This window comes from Kitasatospora sp. NPDC002040, from assembly GCF_040296785.1.
In the GTDB taxonomy this organism is placed as follows: Bacteria; Actinomycetota; Actinomycetes; order Streptomycetales; family Streptomycetaceae; genus Kitasatospora.
Genome location: NZ_JBEOXV010000001.1, coordinates 50,930 through 65,203 on the forward strand (window position 1 = coordinate 50,930; position 14,274 = coordinate 65,203).

Sequence of the window (14,274 nt, forward strand, 5' to 3'; positions counted from 1 at the left end):
GCCATGGGCGAGACACCGGAGCTCTCGGGCGTGGACCTGGCCCGGGTCGCGCTGCGCGCGGCGAAGGAGCAGGCCAGGCAGCGCGGCGAGCAGGTCCGGGAGAAGCGCGAGGCGAAGCGGCACGGGCTGCGCAGCGGGGCGCGCGCGGACGGCCGCGATCCGGTCCCGCTGGGGGCGGCGCTGAACCGGCTGATCACCGAGCGCGGCTGGGAGGCGCCGGCCGCGGTGGGCGGCGTGATGGGCCGCTGGCCGCAGATCGTCGGCCCGGACATCGCGGCGCACTGTGTGCCGAAGGAGTACGCGGAGGCCGAGGCGGTGCTCACGGTGCAGTGCGACTCGACCGCATGGGCCACCCAACTCCGGTTGCTGGCACGTCAGTTGGTGGCCCGGCTGAACCACGAGCTGGGGCACGGCACGGTCAAGGTGATCAAGGTGCTGGGCCCGGCCGCCCCGCAGCGCGGGTACGGCCGGCTGCGGGCGCCGGGCAGCAAGGGTCCGGGCGACACCTGGGGGTAGTCCGGGTGCCGAAGGGAACCCGATCCTCCGGAACCGCTGACGGCCCTTTTGAGCGCTCTGAGCCCCCCTGGCAAGTATGGGGAGATGTCCGAAGGGGGTTCAGGGCGGCACATCTGCCTTCTGAGGCTGCCAAACGGCCATCTCTGTCAGTCCTACCGGTAGACTAAGAGTCAAACACTGTTGCGCGTAGCAACCGAGTAGAAACGCCGTGGTCGCAGGCTCGCCCGTCCGAGGGCAGGCCGGCGGCCCGCGCTGTGCCAGAGAGGGCGCTTCGTGGCCGATTCCGGCAACTCCAGCCAGACCCCAGACCCCACCGACCAGTCCGGCAACAAGGCCTACGACGCCAGCGCGATCCAGGTGCTCGAGGGTCTCGACGCCGTGCGCAAGCGCCCGGGCATGTACATCGGCTCGACCGGTGAGCGAGGCCTGCACCACCTGGTGCAGGAGATCGTGGACAACTCCGTCGACGAGGCGCTGGCGGGGCACGCGGACACCATCGGGGTGACCATCCTGGCCGACGGCGGCGTGCGCGTGGTCGACAACGGCCGCGGCATCCCGGTCGGCATCATGCCGGGCCAGGACAAGCCCGCCGTCGAGGTGGTGCTGACCGTGCTGCACGCGGGCGGCAAGTTCGGCGGCGGCGGCTACGCGGTCTCCGGTGGTCTGCACGGCGTCGGCATCTCCGTGGTCAACGCGCTCTCCACCCGGCTGGCGGTGGAGATCGACACCGAGGGCCACCGCTGGACGCAGGAGTACAAGGCGGGTGCCCCGACCGCCCCGCTGGCCAAGCACGAGGCGACCGAGCGGACGGGCACCACGGTCACGTTCTGGGCCGACCCGGACATCTTCGAGACCACCGTCTACTCCTTCGAGACGCTCTCCCGGCGCTTCCAGGAGATGGCCTTCCTGAACAAGGGCCTCTCCATCGCGCTGACCGACGAGCGCCCCGAGCACGCGGACGACGAGGGCAAGCCGCTCTCGGTCACGTACAAGTACGACGGCGGCATCGCGGACTTCGTCACCCACCTCAACTCCCGCAAGGGCGACGTCATCCACCCCTCGGTGATCGACTTCGAGGCGGAGGATAAGGAGAAGACGATCTCGGTCGAGATCGCCATGCAGTGGAACAGCTCCTACACCGAGAGCGTCTACTCCTTCGCCAACACCATCCACACGCACGGCGGCGGTACCCACGAGGAGGGCTTCCGCGCCGCGCTGACCGGGCTGGTCAACCGCTACGCGCGGGACAAGAAGCTGCTCCGGGAGAAGGACGACAACCTCTCCGGCGAGGACATCCGCGAGGGTCTGACCGCGATCATCTCGGTCAAGCTCGGCGAGCCGCAGTTCGAGGGCCAGACCAAGGACAAGCTGGGCAACACCGAGGTCAAGACCTTCGTCCAGCGGGTGGTGCACGAGCAGCTGAACGACTGGCTGGACCGCAACCCCACCGAGGCCTCGGACATCATCCGCAAGTCCATCCAGGCGGCCACCGCCCGGGTCGCCGCCCGCAAGGCGCGCGACCTGACCCGGCGCAAGGGCCTGCTGGAGTCGGCCTCGCTGCCGGGCAAGCTGAGCGACTGCCAGTCCAAGGACCCGTCCGAGTGCGAGATCTTCATCGTCGAGGGCGACTCGGCCGGCGGCTCGGCCAAGCAGGGCCGTGACCCGCGGATCCAGGCCATCCTGCCGATCCGCGGCAAGATCCTGAACGTCGAGAAGGCCCGGATCGACAAGGTGCTGCAGAACACCGAGGTCCAGGCGCTGATCTCGGCCTTCGGCTGCGGCATCCAGGAGGACTACGACGAGTCCAAGCTCCGCTATCACAAGATCGTCCTGATGGCGGACGCCGACGTCGACGGGCAGCACATCCGCACCCTGCTGCTCACCCTGCTGTTCCGCTTCATGCGGCCGCTGGTCGAGGGCGGGTACGTCTACCTGGCGATGCCGCCGCTGTACAAGATCAAGTGGGGCAAGGACGACTTCGACTACGTCTACTCCGACCGCGAGCGCGACGCCACCATCGCGGCGGGCGTGGCGGCCGGCCGCCGGTTGCCCAAGGACGACGCGATCCAGCGCTTCAAGGGTCTGGGCGAGATGAACGCCGAGGAGCTCCGGATCACCACCATGGACCAGGCGCACCGACTGCTGCAGCAGATCACGCTGGAGGACGCGGCCCGTGCCGACGACCTGTTCTCGGTCCTGATGGGCGAGGACGTGGAGGCCCGCCGGTCCTTCATCCAGCGCAACGCCAAGGACGTCCGCTTCCTGGACGTGTGACGCTCCGCCGTCTCATGTACCGGTCACACGTGAAAGGAAACTGACCAGCAGTGGTCGACGAGAACCGTCCCGACGGCGAACAGCCGGAGAACGCCCCCTTTGTCACCCGGGTCGAGCCGATCGAGCTCGAGACCGAGATGCAGCGCTCGTACCTCGACTACGCGATGAGCGTGATCGTCAGCCGTGCGCTGCCCGAGGTCCGCGACGGCCTCAAGCCGGTGCACCGCCGGGTGCTGTACGCGATGTACGACGGCGGCTACCGGCCCGAGAAGGGCTACTACAAGTGCGCCCGCGTGGTCGGCGACGTGATGGGCAACTACCACCCGCACGGCGACACCTCGATCTACGACACCGTGGTCCGCCTCGCCCAGCCCTGGTCGCTGCGGATGCCGCTGGTCGACGGCAACGGCAACTTCGGTTCCCCGGGCAACGACCCGGCCGCCGCGATGCGGTACACCGAGTGCAAGATGATGCCGCTCGCGATGGAGATGATGCGCGACATCGACGAGGAGACCGTCGACTTCGCCTCCAACTACGACGGCCGCTCGCAGGAGCCGACCGTCCTGCCGGCCCGCATCCCCAACCTGCTGATCAACGGTGCCACCGGCATCGCGGTCGGCATGGCCACCAACATCCCGCCGCACAACCTCCGCGAGGTCGCCTCCGGCGCGCTCTGGGCGCTGGAGCACCCCGAGGCCTCCAACGAGGAGCTGCTGGAGGCGCTGATCGAGCGGATCAAGGCGCCGGACTTCCCGACCGGCGCGCTGATCGTCGGCCGCCGCGGCATCGAGGACGCGTACCGGACCGGGCGCGGCTCGATCACCATGCGCGCGGTGGTCGAGGTCGAGGAGATCCAGGGCCGCCAGTGCCTGGTGATCACCGAGCTGCCGTACCAGGTGAACCCGGACAACCTGGCGCTGAAGATCGCCGACCTGGTGAAGGACGGCCGGGTGGCCGGCATCGCCGACGTCCGGGACGAGTCCTCCAGCCGGACCGGCCAGCGCCTGGTGGTCGTGCTCAAGCGCGACGCGGTCGCCAAGGTGGTGCTGAACAACCTCTACAAGCACACCGACCTGCAGACCAACTTCGGCGCCAACATGCTGGCCCTGGTCGACGGGGTGCCGCGCACGCTGTCGCTGGACGCCTTCATCCGGCACTGGGTCAGCCACCAGGTCGAGGTCATCGTCCGCCGGACCACCTTCCGGTTGCGGAAGGCCGAGGAGCGCGCGCACATCCTGCGCGCCCTGCTCAAGGCGCTGGACCAGATCGACGCGGTGATCGCGCTGATCCGGGCCTCCGACAGTGCGGACTCGGCCCGCAGCGGCCTGATGGGCCTGCTCGACATCGACGAGCTGCAGGCCAACGCGATCCTGGAGATGCAGCTGCGCAGGCTGGCCGCGCTGGAGAGCGCGCGGATCCTGAGCGAGCACGACGAGCTGCAGGCCAAGATCAACGAGTACAACGCGATCCTGGCCTCGCCGGCCCGCCAGCGGGAGATCATCTCCGAGGAGCTGACCGCGATCGTCGAGAAGTACGGCGACGAGCGGCGCTCCACGCTGATCCCCTTCGACGGCGACATGTCGGTCGAGGACCTGATCGCCGAAGAGGACATCGTCGTCACGATCACCCGGGGCGGCTACGTCAAGCGCACCCGCTCGGACCTCTACCGCTCGCAGAAGCGCGGCGGCAAGGGCGTCCGGGGTGCGCAGCTGAAGCAGGACGACATCGTCGACCACTTCTTCGTGACCACCACGCACAACTGGATCCTCTTCTTCACCAACAAGGGCCGGGTCTACCGCGCCAAGGGCTACGAGCTGCCGGACGCCGGCCGGGACGCCCGCGGCCAGCACGTGGCCAACCTGCTGGCCTTCCAGCCGGAGGAGCACATCACCCAGGTGATGGCGGTCCGCACCTACGAGGACAAGCCCTACCTGGTGCTGGCCACCCGGGGCGGTCTGGTGAAGAAGACCCCGCTCAAGGACTACGACTCGCCCCGTTCCGGCGGCCTGATCGCGATCAACCTCCGGGAGATCGAGGACGGCCGGGACGACGAGCTGATCGGCGCCGAGCTGGTCTCCGCCGAGGACGACCTGCTGCTGGTCTCCCGGAAGGCCCAGTCGATCCGCTTCACCGCGACCGACGAGGCGCTCCGGCCGATGAGCCGGGCCACCTCCGGGGTGAAGGGCATGGCGTTCCGCGAGGACGACGAGCTGCTCTCGATGAACGTGGTCCGGCCCGGCACCTTCGTCTTCACCGCCACCGACGGTGGGTACGCGAAGCGGACCGGCGTGGACGAGTACCGTGTCCAGGGCCGGGGCGGGTTCGGCACCAAGGCGGCCAAGATCGTCGAGGGCCGGGGCTCGCTGGTCGGCGCCCTGGTGGTCGAGGAGACCGACGAGATCATGGCGATCACCCTCTCGGGTGGTGTCATCCGGACCAGGGTTTCCGGAGTTCGTGAAACCGGACGTGACACGATGGGCGTCCAACTGATCAACCTCGGAAAGCGCGACGCGGTGGTGGGCATGGCCCGCAACGCCGAAGCGGACGACGAGGAGGTCATGGAGGACGAGGGCACCGCTCTCGAAACCTCCGAGGTGGCCGACGGTGTGACCACGGCTGACGACGTGGCCGAGCAGGCCTGATCGCAAGCCCTGGTGGCCGGTGCCCGACCCTTCGCGGACGGGCACCGGCCACTGACCAGTACCGGGCAATCCGGCCGGGCGCTGGACGAGTACGACGAGCAGGGCGGTGACCACCCGTCCTGACGGGTGAGTTGCGGGAGGACCAGGGTGAGTGGATCCACGGGTGCTGCGGGCGGTACCGGAGGCGGACTGCCGGGCGGCGGTTCGTACGGTGGCGCCGGCGGCGCGACCGGTGGACTGCCCGGGGTGCCGCCGCGCCCGGCCGGTGCGCCGCCGGCGGGTGAGCACGGCGCCTCGACCTCGGTGATGCCGCCGGTCGCCGCCAACGGCGGCGGGTACGGCTCGCCGCAGCCGCCCGCGGCCCCGCCGCAGCCGGCCGGAGCGGGTTTCTCGCAGCCGACCACGTACACCAAGGGGCAGCCCACGCCGCCCCGCGGCACCCGGACCAGCGGGGTCGGCCCGGCCGCCCCGGCGGGCCAGGCCGCCCGCAAGCCGGCCCCGGCCGGTCCGGTCGGCCGGGTGCGCAAGGCCAGGCTGCGGATCACCAAGGCCGACCCCTGGTCGGTGATGAAGGTCAGCTTCCTGCTCTCGCTCGCCGTCGGCGTGGTCATCATCGTGGCCACCGCGGTGCTCTGGATGACCCTGGACGGGCTCGGGGTGTTCGACTCGCTGTCGAGCACGCTCAAGGAGATGACCGGCAACGAGTCGGCCGGTGCCGTCGATCTGATGGACTACGTCGGCTTCGGCAAGGTCATGATGTTCACTGTCCTGATCGCGGTGGTCGACGTGGTGCTGATGACGGCCCTGGCCACCCTCTCCGCCTTCATCTACAACACCGCAGCCGGTTTCACCGGCGGCATCGAGTTGACGCTGGCGGAAGAGGACTGACGCTCCGTCGGCTGTTTTGAGCCACCTTCGACCAACTGTTCGGCGGTCGGAATCCGCGGGCCCCGAAGGCTGTTGCAGCCTCCGGGGCCCGCTGCATTCGAGTGACAGCCGTTTCGGTCCCGGCGTGCCGCACCAGGGGTGGCGGGCCGGGCTGTGTTGGCTGGCCGCGAGGCGGGGGCCGGCAGAGGCGATACGGCGGTCGGAGGCGTGGCCATGGCTCAGCTCGCAACACAACTGTTCGGCGCGGTGGAAGACCTGCTCGGGGCCAGGATCCCGCTCCGGGCCCGGCTCTGGGACGGCAGCGAGGCAGGCCCCTCGGGCGCCCCGACGGTGGTGCTGCGCAACCGCCGCGCCCTGCGCCACCTGATCTGGCAGCCCGGCGAGCTGGGCCTGGCCCGGGCGTACGTCTCCGGCGACCTCGACCTGGCGCCCGGCAGCGACCTGTACGAAGTCCTCTCGCTGGCCGCCGAGTTCGCCGAGCGGCCGGACATCGCCCAGCGCGGGCTCGGCCCCCGCGAAGCGGTCGGCCCGGCCGGCCGCCGCCTGCTCGGCCTCGCGCTGCGGGCCGGGGCGCTCGGTCCGCAGCCCCCGCTCCCGCCGGAGGAGGCCAGGCTCGGCGGCGGCCGGCTGCACAGCCGGGGCCGCGACCGGGCCGCGATCAGCCACCACTACGACGTCGGGAACGAGTTCTACGGCCTGGTGCTCGGCTCCTCGATGGTCTACTCGTGCGCCTACTGGGAGCCGGCCGCGAAGAGCCTGGAGGACGCCCAGGAGGCCAAGCTCGACCTGATCTGCCGCAAGCTCGGCCTGCGGCCCGGGATGCGCCTGCTGGACGTCGGCTGCGGCTGGGGCTCGCTGCTGCTGCACGCGGCCCGGCACTACGGCGTACGGGCCGTCGGCGTCTCGATCTCGGCCGAGCAGGTCGCACTGGCCCGGCAGCGGGTGGAGGAGGCCGGTCTGGCCGACCGGATCGAGGTCCGGCTGCAGGACTACCGCGAGATCTCTGACGGCCCGTTCGACGCCATCTCCAGCGTCGGCATGGCCGAGCACGTCGGCACGGTCCAGTACCAGGTCTACGCGAGCGGCCTGCACCAGCTGCTCGCCCCCGGCGGCCGCCTGCTGAACCACCAGATCGCCCGCCGCCCCGACCTGCCGGGCATCCCGTACAGCCCCAGCCCCTTCATCAACCGCTACGTCTTCCCCGACGGCGAGCTCTCCCCCGTCGGCTCCACCGTCTCCGCCCTGGAGGAGGCCGGCTTCGAGGTCCGCGACGTCGAGTCGCTCCGCGAGCACTACGCCCTGACCCTGCGCGAGTGGGTCGCCAACCTGGAGGCGCACTGGCCGGAGGCGACCGCCCTGGTCGGCCATGGCCGGGCCCGGGTCTGGCGGCTGTACATGGCTGCCTCCGCCCTCGCCTTCGAGCAGAACCGGATCGGGGTGAACCAGATCCTCGCCGTCCGCCCCACCCCCGCGGGTGCCAGCAACCTGCCCGCCACCCGCTCCCAGTGGCTCGCCGCACCCCCTGAGCTGGGCCCCGCCGACCGCCCCGCCGATACGGATTTGGGAGATCGGCCGTCGGTCCGCTAATCTTTCAGTGCGGCAAGGGCCTATAGCTCAGACGGTTAGAGCGCTTCCCTGATAAGGAAGAGGCCACAGGTTCAAGTCCTGTTAGGCCCACCTGCAAGAAGGACCCCGGTCACCATGTGACCGGGGTCCTTCGTCTTTCCACCCTGGTGTTCCGGAGCGGGCTCCCGCAGGATGGATGCCTACGGATGAGGTGGGTGGCGTGGCGATCTTCTGGGCGATGAGTCTGCCGGGTCTGGTCTGTGCCCTGGTGGCGGTGGCGGTGCTCGACCAACTGGCCCTGCGGGCCGGGCGGTCGAAGTGGGTGCCGTGGCGCGGGACGGGCCGGGAGGGGCAGATCTCGGCGACCGGCTTCGAGCAGCTGCACGCGCAGTTCGCGGCGGGCAAGCAGCACGAACTGGAGCAGCGGAAGACCACGCTGATGCTGCGGGACGAGGAGGGCGAGGGCGCCCCGCCGCGCAGCCGGGTGGATCTGGACGGCGGCCGGGCCGTGCTGAGGCTGCCCCGCGAGTAGTTGGTACGACAGGAGGCACGGCGTCAATCCCGGCTGCCGACCGGGAGGTTGACGAGTCGCGGTGGCCTCTCGGGAACGGGTTACCGATGTGTATCATCGGCCGGAGGGCGGTCCGCAGTCCGGCTGCCGGTTCGTGCTCGTACATACCGAGGGTCCGCGGTTTCAGGGCCCATCCACAGCAAGAAGGACGAGGTCCCCGCGGTGAAGAAGCTTCTCCTGGTCGCCCTGGTCGCCCTCGGCGGCTTCTTTGTCTACCGTCAGGTCCAGGCGGACCGCGCCGAGCAGGACCTGTGGACCGAGGCCACCGACCCGGTCCCGGCCGGCCGCTGACGCCACGGACGATCCTTCGGGTCGGCCCCGCCTGGTGGCGGGGCCGACCCGAAGTCCGTTCCGGCCGGGGTCCTTTGCAGGATTGCCGGTGGGAGCGGGTAGGCTTGTGCGCAGCACGGCGCACCGAGGGGCTTTAGCTCAGTTGGTAGAGCGCTGCCTTTGCAAGGCAGATGTCAGGAGTTCGAGTCTCCTAAGCTCCACAGCGCAGCAACGGAACGGCCGCTGACCCGGTATCAGGTCAGCGGCCGTTCCGCGTTTCCGGCGGCAGGCGGGGGCGGGGCGGTCAGTGGGGCTTGCGCGGGTCGTGCGGCTTCGGCCGGTCGTCGGGGGACGGCTCCTCGGGGGTCGCGTCGGTCGCACCGCTCCGGCCGGTCTGCTCGGCCGTCGGCACCGCGCCGGTGGGGGCCGTGGTGGTGGGGGCCGCGGTGGTCGCGGTGGCACCGGTGCCGACCGGGCCGGAGCCGTTGAGCCGGCCGCCGGCGCCCTGCTCGGCCGGCGGCTCGACCAGCCACTGCGGGTTGCTGCGGCTGCGCCACCACTGCCAGGCGACGATCCCGGAGGCGATCGCCAGGGCGCCGGTGACGGCCAGGCCGGTGCTCCAGCCGTGCCGCTGCTGCTTCTTGGCGTTCTTGGCGGCCAGCTCGCTGATCTCGGCCGAGCTGACGTGGCCCTGCAGCGCGGTGATCGCGGCGGCGCCGCGGAGCTGGGCCTCCTGGGCGAGCGGGGTGATCCCGGCCCGGGCCTGGTCGACCGCGCCGGTGACCTTGGGGAGCACGGTGACGCGCGCCTGGTCGGCCGCCCTGGTGGCGGAGAGCTTGGCGGCCAGCGCGGCCTCCTGGGCCCGGTGCACGGCCTTCAGGGTGCTCTGCTGGGTGTGCGGGGGCAGCGAGCCGAAGGCCTGCTCCAGCTGCGGGGCGACGTGCTTGACGTACTGGACTCGGGCGGCCTGGGCCGCCTGGGTGGCGCCGGTCCTGGCCTGGACCCCGGCGGCGTTGACCTTCGGGGCGAGCCGGTGCCTGGCGTCGTCCATGACGGCCGCGTAGTGCTGGGCGGTCTCCTTGGCGGTGGCGGCATAGGGCGCGAGGGTGTCCCTGGCCTTGTCGGCGGTATCGCGGGCTGAGTCCAAGCGGGTCACGAGCTTCTCCTCCTCGGTGGCGTCCTGTATGCACATTTCCACCTGATTGGAGATCATGCATGTCTGTTTGTCCGACGGCGCGCCGGGTTGCTCCGGAAGCGGGTCGGCAAACGGGCGCGAGCCCCCGGTCGGCGGACAGATCATGGGATGATTTCGGGGTCAGTGACGGAGAGACAAGGAAGGCAGCACCGTGGCCCAGGACCTGATCGCCACCCTGAAGACCAACCGCGGCGACATCGTGGTCAAGCTCTTCCCGAACCACGCGCCCAAGACGGTGGCGAACTTCGTGGAGCTGGCCGAGGGCGCCCGTGAGTGGAAGGACCCGCGCACAGGCAAGCCGTCGGGTGCCCCGCTGTACGACGGCACCGTGTTCCACCGGGTGATCAAGGGCTTCATGCTGCAGGGCGGCGACCCGCTGGGCACCGGCACCGGCGGCCCCGGCTACAAGTTCGCCGACGAGTTCCACCCCGACCTGGCGTTCACCAAGCCGTACCTGCTCGCGATGGCCAACGCCGGCCCGGGCACCAACGGCTCGCAGTTCTTCATCACGGTCGCGCCGACCACCTGGCTGACCAACAAGCACACCATCTTCGGCGAGGTCGTGGACGCGGCCAGCCAGAAGATCGTCCAGGACATCTCCGAGGGCCCGACCGGCCGCAACGACCGCCCGGTCGAGGACATCGTGATCGAGTCGGTCACGATCACCCGCGGCTGACGATCCGTCGGCAGTAGCCTGGCGGTCCCGGTGGTGCCCCGTCCGCGGCGGCGCCACCGGGACCGGTCGTTACGAGGGAGGGAACCGCGGATGACTCCGGACGAGCCGGCCCGGCCGGGGGCCGAGGGCGGGCACCGGCTGCCGGGCTGCTACCGGCACCCCGAACGGGAGACCGGGATCGCCTGCGGGCGCTGTGGGCGGCCGATCTGCCCCGAGTGCATGGTGAGCGCCTCGGTGGGCTTCCAGTGCCCGGAGTGCGTCCAGGACGGGAACCGGGAGGTCCGGCAGGCCAGGACCAGGTTCGGCGGCCTGCCGGTCGCGGACGGGGCGCTGGTCACCAAGACGCTGATCGGGCTCAACCTGCTGGTCTTCGTGCTGACCGAGTACGTCCGGCCGGAGTGGTGGGACACCCTCGCGCTGCAGAGTCTGGCCCCGCCGAACTGGTACACCGAGTACGGCGTGGCCGCCGGGCCGGACCAGTGGTACCGGCTGGTGACGGCGATGTTCGTGCACAGCGGGGTGGTGCACCTGGTGATGAACATGGTCTCGCTCTGGGTGCTCGGGCCGCAGCTGGAGCACGTGCTCGGGCGGGTGCGGTTCCTCGGGCTGTACCTGGCCTCCGGGCTGATGGGCGGTGCCGTCTCCTACCTGGTGGCCGGGGCGCACCTGAACTCGGTCGGTGCCTCGGGGGCGATCTTCGGTCTGCTGGGGGCGACCGGGGTGCTGTTCAAGGTGACCCGGACCCCGCTCGGCCCGCTGATCGCGCTGCTGGTCTTCAACGTGGTGATCACCTTCTCGGTGAAGGCGATCGACTGGCGGGCCCACCTCGGCGGGCTGATCGCGGGCGTGGTCACGGGCGTGGGGCTGATGTACGCCCCGCCGGCCCGGCGCGGTCTGGTGCAGGGCCTCACGGTGGCCGGCGTGGTGGTGGCGGCGGCGCTGATCGTGGTGCTGCAGACGGCCCGTCTGAACGGTTGATCCCCGGCGTTGTCCACAGTCCGCGCCGGGGTGTGCACAGCGGGTGTCAGTGGTTACTGCTAGTGGCCGGGTCTACGCGCGTCCTGCTGCGAATTCCAGCGGAATTCGGAGAAGGCTGCGGACTTCGAACGAAAAAGTTATCCACAGGGTGGGTCGACTTTTCCCCACTGTGGATAACCGTGTGGACAACCGGATCGTAGGACCGTTCCGGCCCGGTTCCCCGGGCACGTCGAAGCACCGCTCCGGTGGACCGGAGCGGTGCTTCGGTGGAGTTCAGCGGGGAAGTGCTACTTCCACTGCGTGGAGACGCCGAAGCCGGCCGCGATGAAGCCGAAGCCCGCCAGGATGTTCCAGTTGCCCCAGTCCTGGATCGGCCAGCTGCCGCTCGTCACGTAGTAGGTGACGATCCAGACCAGGCCGATGAGGAACAGCGCCAGCATCAGCGGGGCCACCCAGCTGCGCCCGGAACTCAGCTTCACCGCTGTCGTGCCGGACGGCGGCGGGGTGTAGTCGGACTTCTTGCGGAGTCGAGACTTCGGCACGAGGGGATCTCCTGTCGATGCGCTGTGACCGCGCAGGGTGCAGCGGGGGCGGGCGGCTGTGGGGACCGGGCAGTACGGGAACGGTCGGTCCGGGCGTCCACGGGCCGAAAACCCGCAGCATGGACCGGACCGGTGCTCCGCACATGCCACCGGCGTCCGTTAGCGTAGTGGCTCGCCGGGTCGTAAGGAGATAAGGGTACGGTGCCGAATTCCACGATTCCTTCCCGTTCCGGGCCGGAGCGGGCTCCGCGCACCCGAATTGTCGGACGTGCCCTGACCTGCACCGTGTTCGCGATGGCAGGACTGCTGTTCTACATCAGCGCCGACACCGCTCGGGGCACCGATCTGCGCACCGACAACTCGCTGCTCAGGCTCAGCGACGTGATACGCCAGCGCAGCACCCAGAACCAGCAGGCCCAGGCCGAGCTGAGCGAGCTCCAGGGCCAGGTGGACGCCCTCGCCAAGGGCCGGGGCCAGAGCCCCGCCGAGGCCGACCGGCTCACCGTGCTCCAGCAGGAGTCCGGGCTGCAGGCGCTGCAGGGCCCGGGGCTGACCGTCACGCTCAACGACGCGCCCCCCAACGCCACCGCCCGGCTGCCCGGCATCCCTGCCCCCGGCGTCAACGACCTGGTGATCCACCAGCAGGACATCCAGGCCGTGGTGAACGCGCTCTGGCGGGGCGGCGCCGAGGGCATCCAGGTGATGGACCAGCGGCTGATCTCCACCAGCGCGGTCCGCTGCGTCGGCAACACCCTGCTGCTCCAGGGCCGGGTCTACTCCCCGCCGTACGTGATCAAGGCGGTCGGGCGGACCGACAGGCTGAAGTCCGCGGTCAACGCCGACCCGACCATCGCCAACTACCTCCAGTACGTCGAGGCGTACGGCCTCGGCTGGAAGCTCCAGGAGAGCGGCGACCTCTCCGTGCCCGGATACACCGGAACGGTCGACCTGCGCACGGCTTCCGGTCAGTAATGCCCCAGCGAGCCTGCCCGGCCGGAGCCGCCGTCTAGTCTTGACCCCGACCCGAACTCCGAGGAGCACCATGTACGGCTGGATCTGGCGGCACCTGCCGGGGAACGCTCTCGTGCGGGCGGTGCTCGCACTGCTGCTGGTGCTCGGAGCGGTCTACGTCCTGTTCCAGTACGTCTTCCCGTGGGCGGAACCGCTGCTCCCCTTCGGTGACGTCACCGTGGACGAGGGCAGCGGCGTCGGCTGAGCCGCGCCCCAGCCCACCGGCCCGACCAGCACCAGCCCAGGAGTAGCGCACCGATGACCGCCGCAGGCACCCCGCCCCGGATTCTCGTGGTCGACAACTACGACAGCTTCGTCTTCAACCTGGTCCAGTACCTGTACCAGCTCGGCGCCACCTGCGAGGTGGTCCGCAACGACGAGGTGACGGTGGAGCACGCCGTCCGCCGGGAGGGCGGCGCCGGGTTCGACGGGGTGCTGCTCTCCCCCGGCCCCGGAGCGCCCGAGGAGGCCGGGGTCTGCATCGAGATGGTGCACCACTGCGCCCGGCTGCGGCTGCCGCTGTTCGGCGTCTGCCTGGGCCTGCAGTCGATCGCGGTGGCGTACGGCGCGGTGGTCGGCCGGGCGCCCGAGCTGCTGCACGGCAAGGTCTCGCCGGTGACCCACCGGGACGGCGGGGTGTTCGCCGGGCTGCCCTCGCCGCTGACCGCCACCCGCTACCACTCGCTCGCGGTCGAGCCGGGCACCGTCCCGGCCGGGCTGGAGGTCACGGCGGAGACCGCGAGCGGCGTCATCATGGGGCTGAGGCACCGTGAACTCCCGATCGAAGGGGTGCAGTTCCACCCCGAGTCGGTGCTCACCGAGGGCGGGCACCGGATGCTGGCCAACTGGCTGGCCGAGTGCGGCTACCCGGAGGCGGTCGGCCGCTCGGCCGGGCTGGCCCCGGTGATCGGCCGGGCCTGAGCGATGACGGCGGTACGCCCGGAGGGGCGCGCACAGGACGGTGCGTCGGGTGCGGGGGACGGGACGGGTGACTGGGGGGTCTACGAGCCGGTCGGGGAGCAGCCCTGGCCGGACGACCGGACCATGCAGCTGCGGGCGGTCCCGTCCGCCGTGCTGCCGCCGCCGGGGCGGCGGGCCGACCGCCGCCGCAGCACCGCGCTGAGCTCAGGCAGCGGGCGCCGCCG

14 protein-coding genes and 2 tRNA genes are annotated in these 14,274 nt (G+C 70.7%); 14 read left to right on the forward strand and 2 right to left on the reverse strand.

The window, feature by feature from the left end:
- Window positions 1-3 precede the first annotated feature (3 nt).
- From ABT118_RS00225 to ABT118_RS00265, 9 genes are all read left to right on the forward strand, one after another.
- Complete coding sequence (locus ABT118_RS00225; RefSeq protein WP_184916473.1) at window positions 4-516, forward strand: DciA family protein; 513 nt, start codon at window positions 4-6, stop codon at window positions 514-516.
- Between the two features lie 273 nt (window positions 517-789).
- Window positions 790-2,790 (forward strand): DNA topoisomerase (ATP-hydrolyzing) subunit B, encoded by a 2,001-nt coding sequence (gene gyrB, locus ABT118_RS00230; protein ID WP_350643882.1) that lies wholly within the window; start codon window positions 790-792, stop codon window positions 2,788-2,790.
- A 50-nt stretch (window positions 2,791-2,840) separates the two neighbouring features.
- Window positions 2,841-5,432: a DNA gyrase subunit A gene (gene gyrA / locus ABT118_RS00235; protein ID WP_350643883.1), complete on the forward strand. Its 2,592-nt coding sequence runs from the start codon at window positions 2,841-2,843 to the stop codon at window positions 5,430-5,432.
- A gap of 147 nt (window positions 5,433-5,579) precedes the next feature.
- The gene (locus ABT118_RS00240; protein WP_350643884.1) at window positions 5,580-6,320 is read left to right on the forward strand and encodes a DUF3566 domain-containing protein; all 741 of its coding nucleotides are present in this window, start codon (window positions 5,580-5,582) and stop codon (window positions 6,318-6,320) included.
- A gap of 213 nt (window positions 6,321-6,533) precedes the next feature.
- Complete coding sequence (locus tag ABT118_RS00245; protein ID WP_350643885.1) at window positions 6,534-7,907, forward strand: class I SAM-dependent methyltransferase; 1,374 nt, start codon at window positions 6,534-6,536, stop codon at window positions 7,905-7,907.
- Between the two features lie 16 nt (window positions 7,908-7,923).
- A tRNA-Ile gene (locus ABT118_RS00250) sits at window positions 7,924-7,997 on the forward strand.
- 127 nt (window positions 7,998-8,124) lie between these two features.
- Window positions 8,125-8,418, forward strand: coding sequence for a DUF6191 domain-containing protein (locus ABT118_RS00255; protein ID WP_350645065.1), 294 nt, complete (start codon window positions 8,125-8,127; stop codon window positions 8,416-8,418).
- A 201-nt stretch (window positions 8,419-8,619) separates the two neighbouring features.
- A complete protein-coding gene (locus tag ABT118_RS00260; protein ID WP_014137031.1) occupies window positions 8,620-8,748 on the forward strand; it encodes a DLW-39 family protein in 129 nt (42 codons plus the stop codon).
- A 127-nt stretch (window positions 8,749-8,875) separates the two neighbouring features.
- Window positions 8,876-8,948 (forward strand) — tRNA-Ala (locus ABT118_RS00265).
- Between the two features lie 83 nt (window positions 8,949-9,031).
- On the opposite strand, the gene ABT118_RS00270 is transcribed toward ABT118_RS00265, so the two are convergent.
- The gene (locus ABT118_RS00270) at window positions 9,032-9,883 is read right to left on the reverse strand and encodes a DUF5324 family protein (protein ID WP_350643886.1); all 852 of its coding nucleotides are present in this window, start codon (window positions 9,881-9,883) and stop codon (window positions 9,032-9,034) included.
- A 190-nt stretch (window positions 9,884-10,073) separates the two neighbouring features.
- Here ABT118_RS00270 and ABT118_RS00275 point away from each other — a divergent pair, with 190 nt between their 5' ends.
- Window positions 10,074-10,598, forward strand: coding sequence for a peptidylprolyl isomerase (locus ABT118_RS00275; RefSeq protein WP_350643887.1), 525 nt, complete (start codon window positions 10,074-10,076; stop codon window positions 10,596-10,598).
- Window positions 10,599-10,688: 90 nt separating this feature from the next.
- Window positions 10,689-11,576, forward strand: coding sequence for a rhomboid family intramembrane serine protease (locus ABT118_RS00280; protein ID WP_350643888.1), 888 nt, complete (start codon window positions 10,689-10,691; stop codon window positions 11,574-11,576).
- 287 nt (window positions 11,577-11,863) lie between these two features.
- Here the strand turns inward: ABT118_RS00280 and crgA are convergent, their stop codons facing one another.
- Window positions 11,864-12,118 (reverse strand): cell division protein CrgA, encoded by a 255-nt coding sequence (crgA, locus tag ABT118_RS00285; protein WP_057228623.1) that lies wholly within the window; start codon window positions 12,116-12,118, stop codon window positions 11,864-11,866.
- A 294-nt stretch (window positions 12,119-12,412) separates the two neighbouring features.
- Between crgA and ABT118_RS00290 the strand changes: the two genes are divergently transcribed.
- The 3 genes from ABT118_RS00290 to ABT118_RS00300 all read left to right on the forward strand — a co-directional run bounded on the left by ABT118_RS00290 (window position 12,413) and on the right by ABT118_RS00300 (window position 14,050).
- Window positions 12,413-13,090 carry a DUF881 domain-containing protein gene (locus ABT118_RS00290; RefSeq protein WP_350643889.1) on the forward strand — a complete coding sequence of 226 codons (678 nt, stop codon included), beginning with the start codon at window positions 12,413-12,415 and terminating at the stop codon, window positions 13,088-13,090.
- 70 nt (window positions 13,091-13,160) lie between these two features.
- Window positions 13,161-13,334 (forward strand): hypothetical protein, encoded by a 174-nt coding sequence (locus ABT118_RS00295; protein WP_350643890.1) that lies wholly within the window; start codon window positions 13,161-13,163, stop codon window positions 13,332-13,334.
- 53 nt (window positions 13,335-13,387) lie between these two features.
- Complete coding sequence (locus tag ABT118_RS00300; protein ID WP_350643891.1) at window positions 13,388-14,050, forward strand: aminodeoxychorismate/anthranilate synthase component II; 663 nt, start codon at window positions 13,388-13,390, stop codon at window positions 14,048-14,050.
- The last annotated feature ends 224 nt before the right edge of the window (window positions 14,051-14,274 follow it).